Raw genomic sequence first — 19,977 nt, forward strand, 5'->3', positions numbered from 1 at the left:
TTCGGGTGCCGGCGGGTCAGATCACCAGCGACAGCAGCATCACGAAGCCGAGCGCCACCACGGAGATGACGGTCTCCATCACCGACCACGTCTTGAGCGTCTGCGGGACGTCCATCCCGAAATACTCCTTCACCAGCCAGAAGCCGGCGTCGTTGACGTGCGAGAAGAACAGGGAGCCGGCGCCGACCGCAAGCACCAGCAGCGCGGTGTGGGTGGACGACATGCCCTCGGCCAGCGGCGCGGCCAGGCCCGCCGCCGAGATGATCGCCACCGTCGCGGAACCGGTCGCGACCCTGATCAGCACCGCGATCAGCCAGGCGAGCAGCAGCGCCGAGATGTGCCAGTCCTTCGACCAGTCGAGGATCATCTGCCCGACACCGCAGTCGATCAGCGTCTGCTTGAAGCCGCCGCCGGCGCCGACGATCAGCAGGATGCCGGCGATCGGCCCGAGCGAGGCGTCCACGGTGGCGGAGACGCGGTCCTTGGTGAAGCCCGCCGCCCGGCCGAGGGTGAACATCGCCACGACGACCGCGGCCAGCAGCGCGATCAGCGGGGTGCCGATGACGTCGAAGATCCGGTAGGCCAGGCTGCCCTGGTCGTCGATGATCACGTCGGCCAGCGCCTTCGCCAGCATCAGCACCACCGGCAGCAGCATCGTGCACACGGTGGCGGCGAAGCTCGGCCGCCGCTCCAGGTCGTCAGAGGCGCGGGCCGGCGTCATCCGCTCCGGCGGTTCGACGTCCACCCAGCCCGCCGCGACCCGGCCGAAGAGCGGTCCCGCGATGGCCAGGGTGGGCAGCGCCACCAGCACGCCGAGCGCCAGGGTGATGCCCATGTCTGCGTGGATCGCGCCGATCGCCGCCAGCGGCCCGGGGTGCGGCGGCACCAGGCCGTGCATCACGGATAGGCCCGCGAGCGCCGGGATGCCGAGCCTGATCAGCGACTGGCCGCTGCGCCGGGCCACCAGCAGCACCACCGGGATCAGGATGACGATGCCGATCTCGAAGAACAACGGCAGCCCGACCAGGCCGGCGATCAGCGCCATGGCCCACGGCAGCCGCTTCTCGCTGGTCCTGGCGAGGATGGTGTCGACGATCTGGTCGGCGCCGCCGGAGTCGGCGAGCAGCTTGCCGAGGATCGCGCCCAGCGCGATCAGCGTGCCGACGCTGGCGACGGTCGAGCCCAGGCCGGCCGAGTAGCTGGCGACGGTCTTGGCCAGCGGGGCCCCCGCGACGGCGCCGAGCACGCCGGAGCCGATGGTCAGGGCCAGGAAGGCGTGCACCTTCCACCGGGTGATGAGCAGGACGATGACGGCGATGCCGGCGAGCGCGGCCAGGGCGAGCCGGGTGTTCCCGGCGTCGGCTATCGGCGGTGGCGTGGCGGCGGCCAGCAGCTCGACGCTGAGTGCGGACACGGGTGCTCCAAGGAGGTGGACGGGGACAGGGGACAGGGGGCGTCAGCGGGGGAGTGCGGCCAGCGCGCGCTCGGTGATCTGCTGCGGGCCGCCGTCGATCGGGACGACGGCGCCGGCCTCGTCGGGCGCCAGCGGTTCGAGCGCGTCGAGCTGGGAGTCGAGCAGCCCCGAGGGCATGAAGTGCTCCGTCCTGGCGGCGAGTCGGGCGGCGATCAGCTCGGCGGGACCGTCCAGGTGGACGAAGAAGACGCCGGGCGCGTCGGCCCGCAAGCGGTCGCGATAACGGCGGCGCAGGGCGGAGCAGCTGACGACGCCGCCCCGGTCGCCGCGCTCTTCGATCCACGCGGCTATGGCGTCCAGCCAGGGCGCCCGGTCGGTGTCGTCCAGCGGGTGGCCCGCCGACATCTTGGCGATGTTGGCCGCCGGGTGGAAGCCGTCGGCCTCGGCGTAGGGCACCCCGAGCCGTTCGGCCAGCAGCGCGCCGACCGTCGACTTGCCGGAGCCCGACACCCCCATGACCACGACCACCGATCGCCCTGCGGGTCCAGCTGTCATGGGGCTGCCTCCACGTCCTCCGCCTGTGCCGCACACCGCGTCCTGCGGCGCGTGTGCCGCCAGCTGAACACTTAAGGTACTACTTATTCAAGATGTCGTGATGCAAACGTCATACGACTGCGTCGGCGCTTAGGCTGTCGTCATGCCACAGCAGGAATCCCGGCGGGACGTGCAGGACCAGGGGGGCGGCCTGCACTCCCGGGTCCTGGCCGAGCTCGGCCCGGCCATCGCCTCCGGCGACTACCCCCCCGGCACGGTGCTACGCATCGACGAACTGGAGGCCCGCTACGGCGTCTCCCGCACGGTGGTCCGCGAGGCGGTCAGGGTGCTGGAGGCGATGCAACTGGTGGAGACCCGGCGCCGGGTCGGCATCACCGTGCGCCGCACCGAGGAGTGGAACGTCTTCGACCCGGCCGTCATCCGCTGGCGGCTGGCCGGCGCCGACCGCTCCCGCCAGCTGCGGTCGCTGACGATGCTGCGGACCGCGGTGGAACCGGTCGCGGCCGGGCTGGCCGCGGCCGCGGCCACGCCCGGGCAGTGCCGCGAACTCACCGTCCTGGCCGCCGAGATGGCCGCCGCGGGGCGCGCCGCCGACCTGGACGCATATCTCGTCCACGACATCGCCTTCCACCGCGTGGTGCTCGAAGCGTCGGGCAACGAGATGTTCGCCCGGCTCGGCGACGTGGTCGCCGAGGTGCTCACCGGCCGCACCGAGCACCATGTGATGTTCACCGCCCCCGACCCGGCCGCCGTCACCCTCCACGTCAGGGTCGCCGAGGCGGTACGCGCCAGGGACGCGCGCGCGGCAGAGGAGCTGATGCGGGAGGTCTGCGTGGGCGCGCTGCGCGAGCTGGACATCCTGGCGCCCTGAAATCCCTTTTACCGCCGGCCGCCCGCGGTGCTGCACTGATGGGCATGACCGCCCGCCCGCCCACCCCGCCCCAACCCTTCCGCTGGTCGCTCTCCCGCTACGGAGGCACCACCGAGGCCCGGCTCGGCGCCCTCACCGACGGCACGGGACCGGCCCGGCTCTGGCACCTGCCGGAACTGACCGCGTGCACCGGCAAGGTGCTCGCCCGCTCCCGCGCCGCCGACCTCTGCTTCGTCGGCCGCTCCCTGGACAGCATGTACGACCTGCTCACCGGAGCGCTGGAGGACGCCCGCTGGCCGGGCCGGCTGATCCGGCTGCCGCTGTCCACCGACACCCGGGGCCGCGGCTACGACCAGCGGCAGCGCAGGCGCTTCCGCGCGCACCTGGCCGCCGCGGGCCTGGAGCCGTACGCGCTGGCCCGCCGCAAGCGGCCGCTGGCGCTGGTGGACGTGGTCCACGAGGGCACCACCTTCGACACCGTGCACGGCGAACTCGCCGCCTGGATCGCCGAGAGTCGCGAGCCGTGGCCGGTGATCCGCCGCAAGCTCCGCTACGTCGGCGTGACGGTGCGCGGCAGGACCGGCCCGGGCCACTGGCGCTGGCAGCAGTCGCCGGAGTCGGCCGCCTGGGTGCGTACGCTGCCGGCCGGACACGTCGTCAACGTGTCGGTGCCGGCCCGGGTGTGGCGCTGGTACGGCGACGACCAGCCGAAGCTGCACGGCTCATTCCCCGCCGCCCGCTGGTTCGACGACGACGCGGCCGAGCCGTGGCGCCACGCCCAGCTGCCCGAAGCGCTGGCCGAGTCCCTGGCCCTGGTCGCCGCCGGCCGGACCCGTACCGTACGCGACGGGCTGGTGCGCGCCGTCGCCGCCGAGCCCGGCTTCGCCGACCGGGAGGTACGCGCCCTGGCGGGCGCCCTGCGCGGCCGCTGACTTCCCGCCGGAACGGCCCCCGTTGCAGGCGGTGCCGGGCACATCCCGCCCGGCAGCGCGGCACCGCGGTGCCGGCTCACCACACCACCACGGCCCCGAAGACCGCGAGCGCCACCATGCACGCGACCACCGCGAGCGCCGATCCGGACGGCATCAGCACCGGCTGGGGCGCCCCCAACTGCACCATCCGGCGGTGCGCGAGCCACAGGAAGGCCAGGAAGACCAGCACGGCCAGGCAGACCGCGAGCACCGCGGGCGCGCCCCCGTCGTGCAGCGCCTGGCGCCCGGCGAGCACCGCGGTCACCGCGCACGACAGGGTCGTACGCCGCCATGCCAGCCGGGTGCGCTCCGGCTGCAGCCCCGGGTCCCGGTCGCTCTCGACCGGCTGCCGGACGGCCGTCACCCGGCCCAGCCCACGAGCACCACCGCCACTATCGCCAGCGCGATCGCCGCGACCAGCACCGCGAGCACCGCCGGGAAGCGGGACACCGGCAGGTTCGCGCCGCGCCGTATCGCCCGCTCGCACCGCACCCAGTGGTTGACCGCCCGCAGCGTGCAGGCCACACCGCCGGCCAGCAGCGCGAGCGCCAGCGCCACCCGCGCCCAGTGCGTCAGGTGGTCGGTGAGGAACTGGTCCACGGCGAAGCCGCCGCCGATCAGGGCGAGCGCGGTACGGATCCAGGCCAGGAAGGTGCGCTCGTTGGCGAGCGAGAACCGGTAGTCCGGCGTCTCCCCCTCGTCCTGGACCCGGCCCGGCGTGAACCACAGCCGCACCGCGTCCCGGCCCGCGCCCAGCTGATCGAATACGCTCACCCGTCCACACTATGCGGTGCCGTACGCTCCCACCTGCGCGGGCTTCGTGCGGCCCCCCAGCGGCGGCGGAGTGCCGCGGCCGCCGCGGTGCGCTACGCCGCCGGGCCGGACCGGGCGAGCAGCCGGCGGTAGGCCTCCAGGCCGTCCGGCACCCACTGCCACTGCCCGAGTCGTTCCGCCAGCTCCTCCTCGGTGAGGAAGCCGTGCCAGGCGACCTCCGACTCCTGCGGGGAGACCGGCAGGTCGCAGCGCACCTGGTAGACGGCCGACCACCAGGTGTGCGGACCCTCGGCGTAGAGGAAGCGGAACAGCGGCTCGGGCTGCGGCAGCCCGCTGACCCCCAGCTCCTCCTCGGCCTCGCGCAGCGCGGCCTCGTCGTAGGACTCGCCGGCGCCGAGCACACCGCCGACGAAGAGGTCGTAGAGGGAGGGGAAGACCAGCTTGTGGGCGGTGCGCCGGTGGACGAAGATCCGGCCCGCCCCGTCCCGTACCAGCACGAACGCCGCCCGGTGCCGCAGCCCGCGCGCGTACGCCTCCGCCCGCCGCACCTGCCCGACGACGCGGTCCTGCTCGTCGACCACGTCGATGATCTCGTCGGCGGACAGCCCGCCCGCCGCGTCGCCTTCGCTCATACGCCGATTCAACCACCGCCCCTGCGCCCCTGCGCCCCTGGGCGCCCGCAGGCCCGCGCGGTCTTGCGTACCGCGAGCCGCGGCAAGGATGATCGTCCGAGTCGGTGACCTGGGACCGGAGCGACGGGAGAGTCGGTTGACCGTACGGCGGGAACCCCTGCGGATCGCGAACTGCTCCGGCTACTACGGCGACCGGCTCTCGGCCGCGCTGGAGATGGTCGAGGGCGGTCCGATCGACGTCCTGACCGGCGACTACCTCGCCGAACTGACCATGCTGCTGCTCTGGAAGGCCCGGACGCGCGACCCGGAGGCCGGTTACGCCCTGTCCTTCCTGGCGCAGATGCGCGAGGTACTGGGCACCTGCCTCGAACGCGGCATCAAGGTCGTGGTCAACGCCGGCGGCCTCAACCCGGCAGGGCTGGCCCGCAAGCTGCGCGAACTGGCCGCGCTCGGCGGCCTGCACCCCGACGTCGCCCACGTCGAGGGCGACGACCTGCTCGGCCGGCTGCCCGAACTCCAGGCACGCGGCCACGACTTCGCCCACCTGGCCAGCGGCCGCCCGCTGGCCGGCTCCGGAGTGCAGGCGCTCACCGCCAACGCCTACCTGGGCGGCTGGGGCATCACGCAGGCGCTGCGCTCCGGCGCCGACGTCGTCATCTGCGGCCGGGTCACCGACGCCTCGCTGGTGGTCGGCCCGGCCGCCTGGGCCCACGGCTGGGCGCCCGACGACTGGGACGCGCTGGCCGGTGCGGTCACCGCGGGACACATCATCGAATGCGGCACCCAGGCCACCGGCGGCAACTACTCCTTCTTCACCGAGATCCCCGACCCCGTCCACCCCGGCTTCCCGATCGCCGAGGTCGCCGCCGACGGCTCCAGCGTCATCACCAAGCACCCCGGCACCGGCGGCGCGGTCAGCGTCGGCACGGTCACCGCCCAGCTGCTCTACGAGATCGGCCGTCCGCGTTACCTCAACGCCGACGTGGTCGCCCGCTTCGACACCGTACGGCTCGCCCAGCAGGGGCCCGACCGGGTCGCGGTCGACCGGGTCATCGGCGAGCCCGCACCCGACACCCTCAAGGTGTGCCTCAACCACCGCGGCGGCTACCGCAACGCGGCCACCTTCGTCCTGACCGGCCTGGACCTCGACGCCAAGGCCGACTTCGCCGAGGCCACCCTGCGCGACGCCACCGGCGGCCCCGCCGCCTTCGCCACCTACGACCTGCGGCGCGAGCACGGCGGGGCCTGCGACCGCCTCACCCTCACCGTCAAGGACCCCGACCCGGACGTGGCGGGCCGCGGCTTCTTCACCGCCGTCGCCGGCTCCGCGCTGGCCGGCTACCCCGGCCTCTACCTGGAGCACGCCACCCCCCGGGCCACCGAATACGGCGTCTACTGGCCCGCGCTGATCCCCGCGGCCGAGGTCACCGAGGTCACCGTGCTCGCCGACGGCACCCGGCTGCCGGTCCCGCGCCCGCCGGCCGCCGACCCGGCCGCGTCCCCCTCACCCGCCTTGCCCGACCTGCCCGCGGACGACGCCGTCCCGCCCGAGCCGCAGCCGCCGCACGGTGCCGTCCCCGACAGCTCGCCGCCGCGCACCGGCCGGCCGGAACCGTACGATCCGCGGCTCGCCAGGACCGTACGGCTGCCGCTCGGCACCCTGCTCGGCGCCCGCTCCGGCGACAAGGGCGGGGACGCCAACGTCGGGCTGTGGGCCCGCAACGACCTCACCTACCTGTGGCTGCGCGACTACCTCGACGTCCGGCGGCTGCGCGCCCTGCTGCCGGAGACCGCCGCGCTGCCCGTCAGCCGCTACGAGCTGCCCAACCTGCGGGCCGTCAACTTCCTCGTCCACGGCCTGCTCGGCGACGGCGTCGCGGCGTCCACCAGCGCCGACCCGCAGGCCAAGGCACTCGGCGAACGGCTGCGCGGCTGCCTCGCCGACATCCCGGAACACCTGGTCGACCTGCCGCGCGGCCCCTACGCCGCCCCGCCCGAGGAATGACGCCCCGGGGCCCCGCTGCGCCGCCCCGGCCCTCGTCCGGGGGATGATCGGACCATGAGCAATCTCGATGTGAAGCCCGCGGCCGCGGTCTGCGGCGGCCGCCAGGACGTGTCCGCCGCACCGGTCCGCGAACTGCTCACCGCCCGGACCGTCCAGCTCGGCGAGAGCACCCAGGTGCGGCGGCTGCTCCCCAACCTCGGCCGCCGGATGGTCGGCGCCTGGTGCTTCGTCGACCACTACGGCCCCGACGACATCGCCGACGAGCCCGGCATGCAGGTCCCGCCGCACCCGCACACCGGCCTGCAGACGGTGAGCTGGCTGCACGAGGGCGAGGTGCTGCACCGCGACAGCCTCGGCAGCAAGCAGACGGTGCGCCCGCGCGAGCTCGGCCTGATGACCTCCGGACGCGGCATCTCCCACTCCGAGGAGTCGCCCCGCGCCCACGCCCGCTACCTGCACGGCGCCCAGCTGTGGGTCGCCCTCCCCGAGTCCCACCGCCACACCGGACCCGGCTTCGAACACCACGCGGAGCTCCCCGAGATCACCGGCGGCGGCGGACTCCACGCCCGGGTGATCCTCGGCGCCCTGGACGGCGCGATGTCCCCGGGCACCGCCCACACCCCCATCGTCGGCGCCGACCTCACCCTCGCCGCCGGCACCCACGCCCGCCTGCCACTGGACCCCGACTTCGAATACGCCGTGCTCTCGATGTCCGGCGAAGCCGAGGCCGACGGCGTCCGCCTCTCCCCGGGCTCGATGCTCTACCTCGGCTGCGGCCGCCCCGACCTCCCGCTGCACGCCGACGTCGACAGCTCCCTGATGCTCCTGGGCGGCGAGCCCTTCGCCGAACGCATCGTGATGTGGTGGAACTTCGTCGGCCGGTCAGGTGAGGACATCGCGGAGGCCCGCGACGCCTGGGGCGCCGGCGACCGCTTCGGCGAGGTCCACGGCTACGCCGGCCCCCGCCTCCCGGCCCCGGACCTCCCCCCGACCCCGCTGAAGCCGCGCGGGCGGGAGCGCTGACCTGGCCTCTGCGATGCGCGACCGAGCTGTCGCCGACGTTCACCGCAGGGGCCGCGGCTGCCGGGGTCGGCCCCAGGAGCGGCGTTCCTGGCGGCCGGCCAAGTCCTTGTGCGAGCCGCTTCCGATCTGTCTCATCACCGGACTTGACCTGGAGCGCGCTCCAGATCCGAGGATGGCGGGCATGGACAACACCATCAGCGACTCCCCGTTCATCCTCGGCACGATGGACTTCGGCACCCGCGTCGGCACGGACGAAGCTTTCGCGCTTCTCGATTCCTTCGTCGCCGGAGGAGGTGTCTGGCTCGACACCGCGAACTGCTACTCATTCTGGGCCGATTCGAGCGGCGTCGGAGGCGCCAGCGAGCGCGTCATCGGCGCGTGGCTCCGCGCCCGTCCCGGCGCGCGCGACGTGGTGCGGATCGCCACGAAGGTCCGGCAGAATCCGCTCGTCCCACACACCTGGCCGCAGAGCGCCGAAGGACTCTCCGCCCGCGCTGTGCGAACCGGCGTTGAGGAGAGCCTGAGGCGCCTCGGCGTCGATCACGTCGATCTTCTCTGGGCCCACGCCGAGGACCGCACCGTGCCGATGGCGGAGACGGTCGGTGCCTTCGGCGAGCTGGTCGCGAAGGGGACGGCTCTGCGCGTCGGGGCGGCCAACCACACTGCCTGGCGCGTCGAGCGCGCCCGGTCGCTCGCCCGGGAACAGGGCGTGGAACCGTGGACGGCCCTGCAACTGCGCCACTCCCTCGTCCAGCCGCGCCCGCTCACCCGCCTCACGGAAGCCGGCCATCGCCTGCTCGCTGACGAGGACCTGGACCTCGCGCAGTCGGAGGGGCTGACCGTGTGGTCATACAGCTCGCTGATGTGGGGCTCCTACGTGCGCACAGACAAGCCGCTTCCCCGGACTTACGATCATCCTGGCACCGCCGGGGTGCTCGCGGTCCTGGACGACGTGGCCGGCGAGCTGTCGGCTACGAAGAACCAGGTCGTCCTCGCATGGCTGATGCGGCAGGGAATCGACCCCATCGTCGGCGCGAGCCGGGTGGAGCAGATCGAGGAGGCACTCGCCGCACGCCGTGTGCGGCTGGACGACGAGCACCTGGCGCGCTTCGCCGAAGCACGCTAGCAGCGGTCAGGAAAGGAACCCCCGTGACCACCCGCCTCACTCCGGCAGTAGCAGCCGACCGTACGGGCGTCTCCCTCGACACGCTGCGCTACTACGAGCGCGAAGGCCTGATCGGCCCGATCCAGCGCTCGTCCGGCGGACGCAGGGAGTACACCGAGGAGGACGTCTTCTGGATCGGTCTGGTCACGTGCTTTCGTGAGGCCGGCCTCGGCATCGCGGACCTGCGTGATTTCGTTGCCATCCTGCGCGCCGACCATTCCGCGCAGGATCGGGTCGCCTTCCTCCGCGAGCGCCGAGCCGCCCTGGAGCAACGCGTCGCGGCGCTGTCCCGGGCCATGGCGGTCCTCGACGATAAGATCACCTACTACAGCTGAGCGCACCGGCCCGCCCCGCACCCAGCAGGCCCGTCCCACTGCACACCGCCCAGCACCCCGGCCCCCACCACGCCCTGACCCGGTCGCGTGACCACGCTGAGCAACCAAGCCCAAGCGATAGAGCACTTTCCGTGTTTCTGGTCAACTCTCGGACAGCCCACATCGGAAGGTGCGGGGTTCAGGAAACGCCCTTGCGCAACGACGCGATGAGGTGGTCAAGGTCCCCTCGTGCCGTGTATCTACGGATCGGGTCGATGTAGTCGCGTGACTCGATGATCTGACCGTCCCGCACACGCATGACGAAGACACAGGGCACCTTGGCCGTGGAGTCGTCCGGCAACGTGAACTCGTAAGCGAACTCGGCGACGATCACCTCAGGATCGGCGGTCTCGTGGACGACGACATCGACGACACTCCTCTTCGGCAAGGACTCCCGGGCTTCCGGAGGCACCGTGAAGTGCTCCCGGAGCGCACGCCGACTCGTCAACGGTTCGGACTCCGGCGTCGCCATCGGATGCCGGACATCGGTGACCTCGCCATACAGGTTGGGCAACTCGCTTGATTTCCCGGCGGCGACACCATGAACAAGCCGGAGAAACACCTCGCGCGGACTCAGACTCACAAGACCCCCCAAGTAATAGGCACAGACAGCTAACGATCATTATCGCCTGATGCGGGCCCGTGCCGCGTACTGTCTCGACGAACAGCACCCCACCCGTCCGACCCCACCCGTGGCACTGAACGCCGACATGCGGTTTCACCTGAGGAGTGCTCCTGCGACACCAACGGCCAGGACCCTCCACAGATCTCATCGTTGCAGATCAGGAGCACTAGTCGCGTCTCTGAGCAAGCGGCAGACCGACCGCTCGTGAAAGCCCGCCGGCGGGAGCGTCGTGCGGTTTGCGGCGGGGCTTCGTTCCTTTCCTGTTGGTGGACCTGTAGGCGTACGCCGCACCGGTGGCCAGGACACGTCCGGCACATCCCGGTCGGGGAGAGGCCGTCGTGGCGGGCCGCCGGAGTCTGGCTGAGCCGGCGGCCCGCCTGCCTCGCCTCGCGATCCCGCGGGCGTCAGCGGCACCTGGCCGCCTGGAGGGGTGGCGTCAGGCGACCAGCCAGGTGACGCCGTGGGGGGTCAGGGTGTCCAAGAAGCCAGTGGGGTCGTACGCCTGGGACGGGGCCAGGACGCCTGCTGGAGCGGACCCGGCGGCGAGGCGTACCGCCCCCTCGACGGCGATCACCGCAGTCAGGCCGTAGACGTCGGGGCCGCCCACCCATCCCCGGACGTTCGTCCCGAGGACTTCCGCTGCCATCAGCCAGCGGCTCGCGCGGCGAGCCGATTCCGGGAGGACCTCCGGTACCCGGCCGCTTCCGTGAACTGTGGGCGGCGGCCTGACCCGTGCAGGGCCCCGCATTCGAGCATCGCCCCGGCCTGGAAGTGACGAACCCGCGCCGCCGCCGGATACGCGGCACAGGCCCGACCCAGCGCCGGCGAGCAGAACAGCGCACGATCGAAGGACCCGACCGGACGCGGCGGCGGCACCCTGCGGTGGGCCCGGCCGTCGAAGGCGAGGTCATGCCTGGAGCAGAGAAGGTCCCGGAACTCTGCAACCACCGCATCCTGGTGCCAGTCAGAGCACTACTCGGCGAACCGGTCGATCACGGCCGCGCAGAACGCGGGCAGGTCGGCTGGGGAGCGGCTGGAGGTGAGCCAGCCGTCGGTGACGACCTCCTCGTCGACCACATCGGCGCCGGCGTTGCGCAGGTCGGTGCGGATGCTGGGGAACGAGGTGAGGCGGCGGCCGTCGACGACACCGGCTTCGGCCAGCGTCTCCGGTCCGTGGCAGATGGTCGCGACCGGCTTGCCGGTCCCGGCGAACGCCTTGACGAAGCCGACCGCGTCCTCGCTCATGCGCAACTGGTCGGGATTCATCGTGCCGCCGGGCAGGAGCAGCGCGTCGTAGTCGTCGGGGGAGGCGTCGGCGACGAGCTTGTCGACCGAGAACGTCCCCGCAGGGTCGAGGTCCATCTGGCGGGCCTGGATGTCGCCGGTGTGCAGGGAGAGAAGTTCGGTCTGCGCCCCCGCTCCGAGCAGTGCGCCGCGGGGCTCCTCCAGTTCCACCCGCTCGACGCCGTCTGTGGCCAGGATCGCTACCTTCCGGCCCTGGAGTGTCTGTGGCATGGTCAGGGCTCCTTCATGATCGTCTGGGCACCCAGGTCCCCGAGCCCCCGAGTGCAACCCCCTCATTCCAGGGTCGCATCTTGCGGCGCCCGGTCCAAATACCTCGTGCCGGGGCAAAAGCCCTCCGTGATGCCTGCCCGTCCGCGCCGAGAGGGCGGGCCAGCGCGATGCGCTCGTGCGGACCGCCCCGCTCCCCGGCGAAGCCGAACTCTGGTGCCGCATCAGGGTCGCCGGGGCGCTGACGCACGGTTCGCAGTTCGCAGGTCCGCGACGGCCGCCACCCATGTCGCCCAGGAGGAGACCACCGTCCTGGCCCCCGCCCCCCTCCACCACTGACCCGACCGCCCACGACGCGGGCCCCGCCATTCCCACGGTGGGGCCGCGTCGCCGAGCGTCGCGGGTACCTCCCGATCGGGGACGTCGAGAGTGGCCTGCGGCTCCAATTATTAGTTTATTAGTAATAATCCTTGACACCTTCCGGCGCCGCCCGCACAGTTCTCGTCGTGGCGTACATCCCTGGCCCTCACTGGAACACCTCCTACGCGCCGGGCGCTCCGGCCCCCGTGACGCCCAGGGGCGGCTGACCGCCAACCCCGAGCGCTTCCCGTCAGGCATCCCCGCGTTGGTGATCAAGGTCGACGATCTGTGCGGGACAGCCGAGAAGCTCGGACCCGGGCCCGCCTTCGAGGAGTTCAGCGACGCGGTGGCCAAGTCCGGCCGCGCCGTGCGGCTGCGACCGCGCGGCCTGGACCGGGATGCCCGCTACCGGGACACCGCGAGCGGCGCCGAGTACAGCGGCGCGCACCTGCCGTTACTACGGACTGCTGCCGGCGAGGACCGCCGACCAGGATGCCGAGCTGGTCATCCTGGTCCGTCAACGAACCCACCGGGCACGGCAGCCCCCGATCCCGCCCGCAGCCGTCACCGGAGTCGCCGACCAGCCCGAACGCAGAGGAGCCGACCCGTCCTATGAACGTCACCGCAGCCCGATTCGCCGGACAGGTGGCCGTCGTCACCGGCGCGGCCGCCGGCATCGGCGCCGCCACCGCCCGCCGCCTCGCGGGCGAGGGCGCAAGCGTGGTCCTCGCGGACATCGCCGCGGACGCGGGGCGGGAAGTCGCCGCCGGCATCCGTGAGCGCGGCGGGGCCGCGGAGTTCGTGACGGCGGACGTCTCCTCGCCGGGGGACTGGGACCGGCTCGTCGCCGCCGCGCACACCTTCGGACCGGTGGACGTCCTGGTCAGCAACGCCTTCACCGTCGACGTCGCCCCCGCCCACGAGACGAGCCTGGCCTCCTGGGAACGGCAGCTGGCGGTCAACCTCACGGGCGGCTTCCTCGGGGTCAGAGCGCTGCTTGCCGACCTGCGCGAGCGCCACGGCGCCATCGTGCTGATCTCCTCCGTGCACGCCCACAAGGGCATTCCCGGCCACCCCGCCTATGCCGCCGCCAAGGGCGCCCTGCTCTCGCTGTCCGGTCAGCTGGCCGTGGAGTACGGCCCCGAGGTACGCGTCAACGCCGTGCTCCCGGGCCCTATCCTCACCGCCGCCTGGGACCGCGTTTCCCAGGAGGACCGGGACAAGAGCGTCACCGAGACGGCCGCCGGCCGCTTCGGCAGCCCCGAGGAGGCGGCTGCCGCGATCGCCTTCCTGGCCTCGCCCGAAGCGTCCTACATCACCGGATCGAGCTTGCTGGTGGACGGCGGCTGGAGCGTCGTCAAGGGCTCCGCCTGACCACGACCCGCCCGTCCGACATGCCACCCGAGCTGGAGAGAGGCACTACAACATGACCCCGTACGCGCGCCGCGGAGTGCACGGCCAGACCGTGGAGACCCTCGCGCGCCGGGTGCTCAGCGGTGAGATCCCCGAGGGGTCGACACTCGATCTCGTGGCGTTGCAGGGCGAGTTGGACCTCAGCCTGACCGCCCTTCGCGAATCCCTGAAGGTCCTCGCGGCCAAGGGCATGGTCGACGCGCGGCAGAGGCGCGGCACCTTCGTACGCGCCCGGGCCGACTGGAACCTGCTCGACGCGGACGTGCTGCGCTGGCAGTTCGCCGGCGGTACCGGGGCCGGCTCCGACCTGTCGCTGCTGCGCAACCTCGGCGAAGTCCGCGGCATCGTCGAACCCGCCGCCGTCCGGCTCGCCGCCGTACGCCGCACCGACGACGACCTGACCGCCCTCGACGAAGCACTCACCGCGATGGCCCGCCAGGACGGCGGTCCTGCCCACGCCGTCGAGGCCGACCTGGCCTTCCACCGCGCCCTGCTCGCCGCCACCCACAACGAACTGCTCGAACGCATGGAGATGGTCATCGAATCGGGACTCGCCCACCGCGACGAGATCGTCCACAGTTCACCGCACGGCGAGGACCCGGTGCCCAGCCACCGTGCCGTCCTCGAAGCGGTGCGCGACCGGGACCCGGACGCAGCGGAGGCCGCCATGAGAGCCCTGCTCGACCAGGCGGTACGCGATCTGGACCTCGTGCACGGCACCGGCTCCGGGGTGGAGGACGACCGGTGAAGATCTCTCGGGTCGAGACCTTCCTCGTGGCGCCCCGCTGGCTGTTCTGCCGGGTCGAGACCGACGAGGGACTGGTCGGCTGGGGCGAGCCTGTGGTGGAGGGCCGCGCCGAAGTGGTGCGCGCCGCCGTCGACGTCCTGGCAGAACAGCTGATCGGCCAGGACCCGTTGCGCATCCAGGACCACTGGCAGGTGCTCACCAAGGGAGGCTTCTACCGCGGTGGCCCGGTGCTCTCCAGCGCCGTCGCCGGACTCGACCAAGCGCTGTGGGACATCGCGGGTAAGGCCTACGGCGCCCCCGTGCACGCGCTTCTCGGCGGGGCGGTACGCGATACGGTTCGCGTCTACGCCTGGGTCGGGGGCGACGAACCGGCCCGGCTCACCGATGAGATCAACGCCCAGATCGACGCCGGCTTCAGCGCGGTCAAGATGAACGCCGCGGGCCGCACCGACCCCCTCACCACCCCGGCGGGCACCGCCGCCGTCGTGGAGCGGGTGGCCGCCGCCCGCGAGGCGCTCGGCCCGCACCGCGATGTCGCCGTCGACTTCCACGGCCGCTTCACCCCGGCCGGCGCCCGGCGGGTCCTGCACGAAATCGGCCCGCTCCACCCGCTGTTCGTCGAGGAGCCGCTGCTGCCGGAACACGGCCACCTCACCGCGTCCCTGGTCGCGTCCACACCCGTCCCGCTCGCCACCGGCGAACGGCTCTACAGCCGGGCCGAGTTCCTCCCCGTGCTCAGCGCCGGCATGGCCATCGCCCAGCCCGACCTCTCGCACGCCGGCGGCATCACCGAGGTGACCCGGATCGCCGCCCTCGCTGAGACCTTCGGCGCGCAGCTGGCGCCGCACTGCCCGCTCGGCCCCATCTCCCTCGCTGCCAGCCTCCAAGTCGCCTTCTGCACACCGAACTTCCTCATCCAGGAGCAGAGCCTTGGCATCCACTACAACAAGGACGCCGACCTGCTGTCCTACCTTCTCGACACCGAGCCCTTCCGTTTCACCGAGGGCCACGCCCGGCGCACCACCCTGCCCGGCCTGGGCGTCACCGTCGACGAGAGCGCGGTCCGTGCCGCCGACCGCGCCGGGCACGCATGGCGCAACCCCGTATGGCGCCACGCCGACGGGTCCTTCGCCGAATGGTGACCGGAGCACCGGTCGTGCGGGTGACCACCGACCCCGGGCACGGCGGGCGTTGGACGTCGCTGTCGTCAGGGGGGAGGGAGTGGCTCTGTCACCGAGACGAGCCGCGCCGCCGGTGGGTACGGCCGGGTGACGCCTTCGCCGACGCGGGCGGCCTGGAGGAGTGCGTCCCCACGGTGCGCGGCGGCCCGGACCACGGCGACGCCTGGTCCCGGCCGTGGACGCAGGACGGCGATACCGCGTCGGTGCGGTGCCCCGACTTCCACCTCACCCGTACCCTCGGCGTCGCGGACGGCGGTGTCGTTGCCGACTACCGCCTGACGGCCGAACCCGGCTACCGCTTCCTGTGGGCAGGCCACGCCCTGCTCGACGTCTCCGAACAAGGGCGGATCGCCGTCATCGAGGGCGCGCCCGGTCGGCTCTACCGCGACGGCGGCTCCGACTGGGAGGCGTTCGCCTGGCCGCGGGCGGGGGTCGGGGACGCCGCCACCGCCGCGGGCGGCCCCGACGCGCCCGCCGTGCCCCCGGCTCCCGTGTCACCGGACATCCGCTTCGACCTGCTCGGCCCGGACGACGGCACTGCGCTGGGAGCGATCGTCGACACCGCGCGGGCAACCGTCCACGACGGCCGGAACACGCTGGAGTTCGCCCTCGAAGCGCCGGGTCAGCCCGTCTCCGTCGCCGTGTGGCGCAATCTCCGCGGCTTCCCGGAAAGCGCCCCGTACCGCTCGATCGGCGTCGAGCCGATGCTCGGCCGGGTCTTCGACCTGGCCGCAGCGGGGGAGCGGGACGCGGCGCGGGTGCCCGCGACGGGGGAGGTCCGCTGGCGGCTGACGATCACCGCGCGCCCGTGACGCGTAATCAGCACGCTTACCGGCGTGGGGAGCAGGTCCCGTCCCGTCCCGTCCCGTCCCGAGCCGGGCCGACCGCCCGGCTCAGCAGTGGAAAGGAGCCCGCACGTGGACCTACTGACCGCGCTGCGTACCCACCGGCTCGTCGCGGTCGTCCGCGGCGCCGACCCCGACGCCGCCCACCGGGCGGTGATGGCCCTGACAGAGGAAGGCGTCGCCCTGGTCGAGGTCTCGCTCAGCGGCGCGGGGGCGCTCGACGTCATCGCCCGGACCCGCGCCTCCCTCGGGCCCGCCGCTCCGCTCGGCGCCGGCACCGTGCTCACCGCCGACGACGCCCGCGCCGTCCAGGCCGCCGGAGCCGACTTCGTGGTCACCCCCGCACTCGGCGAAGGGGTCACCGCCGCCCGTGAGTTGGGCATGCCCGTACTCGCAGGGGTGATAACGCCCACTGACATCGTGACCGCCCGAGGGATGGGCGCCGAAGCGCTGAAGATCTTCCCCGCGGAGCAGGCCGGCGGCCCCGGCTACCTCCGCGCCCTGCGCGGTCCCTTCCCCGACCTCCCCTTTGTCCCGGTCGGCGGTGTGGACGCCCCCGCCGCCCGGGCCTACCTCGCCGCCGGTGCCACCGCCGTCGGCGTCGGCTCCCCGCTCCTCGGGGACGCGGCCGACGGCGGCAGCGTGGACGCGCTACGGATCAGGGCCCGGGAGTTCCTGCGGGCGGTGCGGGACTTCGGCCAGGGACAGGAGGACCGGTGAAGCCCCGGCCCGCGACGCGGCCCGCGGCGGCGAGCAGCGTGCGGAGCGCAGGAATGAGCGCCGCGGTGAGCGCCGTAGGGCTCGCCGTGCGAACCGGCCCGGTTCGCGGCGCGGCCGCCCCCCGCGGACACCGCGGCGTTTCCGGTCCGCGGCGGGCTGCACGATGATCCCCCTCGCCGAGGGGCCGATCGTCTGCGTCGGCGAGACCATGGCCGCGCTCGTACCCGAGCCCGTGGGCCCGCTCGTGGCGGCAGCGGGACTGCGGGTCGCCGTAGCCGGGGCCGAGTCGAACGTGGCGATGTACCTCGCCGACCACGGCATACCCGTGCGCTGGGTGTCGGCGCTCGGCGACGACCCCTTGGGGCGGCGGGTGCTGGCCGAGGTGGCGGCGCCCGGGGTCGACGTGAGCAGCGTGCGCGTCGACCCGACCCGGCCGACCGGACTGCTGGTCAAGGACCCCGGAGCGGCCGGGACCCGCGTCCACTACTACCGCCGGGGCTCGGCCGCCTCGGCGCTCGGGGCCGGCCTGCTGGCCGGCCCCGCCGTACGGGATGCGGGGCTGCTGCACCTGACCGGCATCACCGCCGCCCTGTCACCGTCCTGCCGGGGGCTGGTGGAGGAGGCCTTGGGCGGTCCACTTCCGGTGAGCTTCGACGTCAACCACCGTCCCGCGCTGTGGACGGACGGCTCCGCCTCCGATCTGCTGCATGCCCTCGCCGACCGCGCCGATCTGGTCTTCGTCGGCCTCGACGAGGCCCGGGCGCTGTGGGGCGAGCGGATCGGCGCGCCGGACGACGTACGGAGCCTCCTGCCCGGCCCGCGCCTGCTCGTGGTCAAGGACGGCGCCCGCGCGGCGACCGCCTTCGACGGTGGCGTCGCGCACACGGTGCCGGCCCTGCGCACCGAGGTGGTCGAGCCCGTCGGTGCGGGCGACGCCTTCGCAGCAGGCTTCCTGACTGGGCTGCGCCGCAGCGAGCCGCTCCCGAGAGCGCTGCGTCTGGCCCATCTGACCGCGGGCGCCGCCCTGCGGGTGCCCGGCGATCACGGCCCGCTGCCCCCGGCGGAGCGGATCGCCTCGCTGCTGGCCGCCTCGGAGGAGGAGTGGCGGCAACTCGGCCCGACGGCCCGGCCGGACGCACCCGGGACCGCCTGAATCCGCACGACGCCCCGATGCCGGTACGTCGGGCACGACCACTTCCCGGTCAGCCCAGGCGGGCGGACGATTCAATTCCGCGGCGGCGACGCGCGGCACGATCTGGCGGCGGCGCAGCTATCGTTCCAGGTGGCCGAGGTCACGGCCCTTGTCCGCGTGCAGCTTGGCTGTGCGGCGGCGCCTTGGCCTGGAGGGAGGCCGGGCGGGAGCTGTGGGCGTCCCATGCACGACAGTTGGCCCGTGGGGCCAGGTCCTCGCTCGGCCATGGCAGAGATGCCGATCCCGATAGGTCAGGGTGTGGCGAGGCCTCGGTGAGTGCCGTCCAGTCTCCGACCGTCTCCTGGTGCGAACCGCTCGCCGTGCTCGCAGCCACTGCTTCGGCGTCCTCGGCGGAGCACGGCGTCCCTGCTCGGGTGAGCGGGACAAGTGGCCACGCAGGGCCCGCACCGGCCGGCTCTCCATCGAAGGCGGTCCAGTCCCGGGGGCCGTCGAACCGCCGTGCCCGGCCGACGGCGTCGGCGACTTCGTCGCCCACCTGGAGAGACGCGTACGGGCGCATCAGCAGTTCGAAGGAGAAGGGGATCCCGGCGCCGGGGTGGATGGTGATTTCCCACCACGGCCATCGCACCGACACTTGGTCCCACGTGACACCCTGCTCGACGCTGGTAACCGTGAAGGGGCACGCGACCGACAGCACGTCACCGACCCGGAAGTCCCCCTCATCAATCATTCGGCCGGGGTAGACGGGTCTTCTCGGGGTCCCGGGGTCCACGAGGACCTGGCGGCCAGGGGCCTGCTCGCCCGTGGGCGCCCAGCGCCGGATGCCCCAACTCGGCCTCAGCCACCTCCCCTCCGCGCTGCTCGAACCGGTCCCCGCAGTATTGCCGCCAGTCCCCGACAACGGCGACGCGTACGTCGTTCCCGCGTTCTCCGGCCTCTTCGCTCCCTACTGGCGCTTCGACGCGCGCGGTGTGATCACCGGTCCTACCGCGTACGTCACCAAGGCGCACCTGGCCCGGGCGGTCCTGGAGGCTCAGGCCTTAGCGGTTGTTGCGGGGCAGCACGAGGCCGGCGACCGCCTGCACCCGGTGGTCGGCGGGGGGCTGCAGGACCTTGTGGGGGGCCTTGGGGGCGAGCTGGACGTCGGAGTCGACGGTGAGGAAGATGTCGGCGTCCGGGCAGTGGCGGGCTGCAAGCACCTGCGCGTGGCGCTTGCCGCGGTTGGGGGTGCGGTGCCAGGAGGTGCGCAGGCCTTGCTCGGCCCGCTCGCACATGTACGGCGCGGTCTGCACGAGCAGCACCGCGGCCAGCGGGGTCCACGCCCAAAGAGCCCGGCCGGTGCCCGCCCCGCTGGCTGACAGCCACGCCCGCAGGGCGTACGCGGAGAGCGTGACCGCGATGATCCCCAACGCTGCGGCACCGGCTACCACGAGCGCGCGTGGGCGCCTGACGTCGGTGATCGTCCCAGTTGCCGCGCCCGTCTCCTGCGCGTGGCGGCCGGTCACTACCGGTCGGTGCCGCGGCGGAAGCCGTGTCGCACGCCGGCCACCCCGAGCAGTACAGGGCGAGGGCCGCTTCGACCATCCACCAGCCGGCGAGCGTCAGGTCACCGATCACCATGACGCCGGTTCCGGTG

21 protein-coding genes and 1 pseudogene are annotated in these 19,977 nt (G+C 73.1%); 13 read left to right on the plus strand and 9 right to left on the minus strand.

All coding sequences use genetic code 11. The annotated features are described in order from the left end of the window. Positions 1-16: 16 nt before the first annotated feature. A complete protein-coding gene (locus OG702_RS28725) occupies positions 17-1,414 on the minus strand; it encodes a GntT/GntP/DsdX family permease (protein WP_327291843.1) in 1,398 nt (465 codons plus the stop codon). A gap of 42 nt (positions 1,415-1,456) precedes the next feature. Then, positions 1,457-1,969, minus strand: coding sequence for a gluconokinase (locus tag OG702_RS28730; RefSeq protein ID WP_327291844.1), 513 nt, complete (start codon positions 1,967-1,969; stop codon positions 1,457-1,459). Between the two features lie 142 nt (positions 1,970-2,111). Between OG702_RS28730 and OG702_RS28735 the strand changes: the two genes are divergently transcribed. Both OG702_RS28735 and OG702_RS28740 read left to right on the plus strand, forming a co-directional pair. Further along, positions 2,112-2,840, plus strand: a complete 729-nt coding sequence (locus OG702_RS28735) for a FadR/GntR family transcriptional regulator (RefSeq protein WP_327291845.1) — start codon at positions 2,112-2,114, stop codon at positions 2,838-2,840. A 44-nt stretch (positions 2,841-2,884) separates the two neighbouring features. Then, complete coding sequence (locus OG702_RS28740; protein WP_327291846.1) at positions 2,885-3,772, plus strand: hypothetical protein; 888 nt, start codon at positions 2,885-2,887, stop codon at positions 3,770-3,772. A 76-nt stretch (positions 3,773-3,848) separates the two neighbouring features. Here OG702_RS28740 and OG702_RS28745 read toward each other — a convergent pair whose 3' ends face one another. From OG702_RS28745 to OG702_RS28755, 3 genes are all read right to left on the minus strand, one after another. Further along, positions 3,849-4,175, minus strand: coding sequence for a DUF202 domain-containing protein (locus OG702_RS28745; protein WP_327291847.1), 327 nt, complete (start codon positions 4,173-4,175; stop codon positions 3,849-3,851). Then, positions 4,172-4,585, minus strand: coding sequence for a YidH family protein (locus tag OG702_RS28750; protein ID WP_327291848.1), 414 nt, complete (start codon positions 4,583-4,585; stop codon positions 4,172-4,174). The genes OG702_RS28745 and OG702_RS28750 overlap by 4 nt, the downstream gene beginning before the upstream one ends. 92 nt (positions 4,586-4,677) lie before the next feature. Further along, positions 4,678-5,217: an NUDIX hydrolase gene (locus OG702_RS28755; RefSeq protein WP_327291849.1), complete on the minus strand. Its 540-nt coding sequence runs from the start codon at positions 5,215-5,217 to the stop codon at positions 4,678-4,680. Between the two features lie 136 nt (positions 5,218-5,353). Between OG702_RS28755 and OG702_RS28760 the strand changes: the two genes are divergently transcribed. The 4 genes from OG702_RS28760 to OG702_RS28775 all read left to right on the plus strand — a co-directional run bounded on the left by OG702_RS28760 (position 5,354) and on the right by OG702_RS28775 (position 9,745). Beyond that, positions 5,354-7,222, plus strand: a complete 1,869-nt coding sequence (locus OG702_RS28760; RefSeq protein WP_327291850.1) for an acyclic terpene utilization AtuA family protein — start codon at positions 5,354-5,356, stop codon at positions 7,220-7,222. A 54-nt stretch (positions 7,223-7,276) separates the two neighbouring features. Then, on the plus strand, positions 7,277-8,245 hold the full coding sequence (locus OG702_RS28765; RefSeq protein ID WP_327291851.1) for a pirin family protein: 969 nt from the start codon (positions 7,277-7,279) through the stop codon (positions 8,243-8,245). 172 nt (positions 8,246-8,417) lie between these two features. Next, positions 8,418-9,371: an aldo/keto reductase gene (locus tag OG702_RS28770; protein WP_327291852.1), complete on the plus strand. Its 954-nt coding sequence runs from the start codon at positions 8,418-8,420 to the stop codon at positions 9,369-9,371. A 23-nt stretch (positions 9,372-9,394) separates the two neighbouring features. Beyond that, a complete protein-coding gene (locus OG702_RS28775; protein WP_327291853.1) occupies positions 9,395-9,745 on the plus strand; it encodes a MerR family transcriptional regulator in 351 nt (116 codons plus the stop codon). Positions 9,746-9,923: 178 nt separating this feature from the next. Here OG702_RS28775 and OG702_RS28780 read toward each other — a convergent pair whose 3' ends face one another. From OG702_RS28780 to OG702_RS28790, 3 genes are all read right to left on the minus strand, one after another. Beyond that, positions 9,924-10,367 carry a nuclear transport factor 2 family protein gene (locus OG702_RS28780; RefSeq protein ID WP_327291854.1) on the minus strand — a complete coding sequence of 148 codons (444 nt, stop codon included), beginning with the start codon at positions 10,365-10,367 and terminating at the stop codon, positions 9,924-9,926. A 478-nt stretch (positions 10,368-10,845) separates the two neighbouring features. Beyond that, positions 10,846-11,055 carry a hypothetical protein gene (locus OG702_RS28785; protein ID WP_327291855.1) on the minus strand — a complete coding sequence of 70 codons (210 nt, stop codon included), beginning with the start codon at positions 11,053-11,055 and terminating at the stop codon, positions 10,846-10,848. Positions 11,056-11,381: 326 nt separating this feature from the next. Beyond that, positions 11,382-11,924: a type 1 glutamine amidotransferase domain-containing protein gene (locus OG702_RS28790; RefSeq protein ID WP_327291856.1), complete on the minus strand. Its 543-nt coding sequence runs from the start codon at positions 11,922-11,924 to the stop codon at positions 11,382-11,384. A gap of 969 nt (positions 11,925-12,893) precedes the next feature. Here OG702_RS28790 and OG702_RS28795 point away from each other — a divergent pair. From OG702_RS28795 to OG702_RS28825, 7 genes and pseudogenes are all read left to right on the plus strand, one after another. After that, positions 12,894-13,655, plus strand: a complete 762-nt coding sequence (locus tag OG702_RS28795) for an SDR family NAD(P)-dependent oxidoreductase (RefSeq protein ID WP_327291857.1) — start codon at positions 12,894-12,896, stop codon at positions 13,653-13,655. A gap of 52 nt (positions 13,656-13,707) precedes the next feature. After that, positions 13,708-14,442, plus strand: a complete 735-nt coding sequence (locus tag OG702_RS28800) for a FadR/GntR family transcriptional regulator (protein ID WP_327291858.1) — start codon at positions 13,708-13,710, stop codon at positions 14,440-14,442. After that, positions 14,439-15,584 (plus strand): galactonate dehydratase, encoded by a 1,146-nt coding sequence (dgoD, locus tag OG702_RS28805; RefSeq protein ID WP_327291859.1) that lies wholly within the window; start codon positions 14,439-14,441, stop codon positions 15,582-15,584. Before OG702_RS28800 ends, dgoD begins: the two co-directional genes overlap by 4 nt. Continuing rightward, the gene (locus tag OG702_RS28810) at positions 15,578-16,435 is read left to right on the plus strand and encodes a hypothetical protein (protein ID WP_327291860.1); all 858 of its coding nucleotides are present in this window, start codon (positions 15,578-15,580) and stop codon (positions 16,433-16,435) included. Before dgoD ends, OG702_RS28810 begins: the two co-directional genes overlap by 7 nt. A gap of 105 nt (positions 16,436-16,540) precedes the next feature. Continuing rightward, positions 16,541-17,188, plus strand: coding sequence for a bifunctional 4-hydroxy-2-oxoglutarate aldolase/2-dehydro-3-deoxy-phosphogluconate aldolase (locus tag OG702_RS28815; protein ID WP_327291861.1), 648 nt, complete (start codon positions 16,541-16,543; stop codon positions 17,186-17,188). A gap of 163 nt (positions 17,189-17,351) precedes the next feature. Beyond that, on the plus strand, positions 17,352-18,341 hold the full coding sequence (locus OG702_RS28820; protein WP_327291862.1) for a sugar kinase: 990 nt from the start codon (positions 17,352-17,354) through the stop codon (positions 18,339-18,341). A gap of 890 nt (positions 18,342-19,231) precedes the next feature. Then, a pseudogene (locus OG702_RS28825) lies at positions 19,232-19,375 on the plus strand (FGGY-family carbohydrate kinase); the annotation flags it as partial. Positions 19,376-19,381: 6 nt separating this feature from the next. On the opposite strand, the gene OG702_RS28830 reads toward OG702_RS28825, so the two are convergent. Then, complete coding sequence (locus tag OG702_RS28830; protein WP_327293497.1) at positions 19,382-19,750, minus strand: hypothetical protein; 369 nt, start codon at positions 19,748-19,750, stop codon at positions 19,382-19,384. Positions 19,751-19,977 lie beyond the last annotated feature (227 nt).

Origin of the sequence: Streptomyces sp. NBC_01198, assembly GCF_036010485.1 — a bacterium.
GTDB lineage: Bacteria > Actinomycetota > Actinomycetes > Streptomycetales > Streptomycetaceae > Actinacidiphila.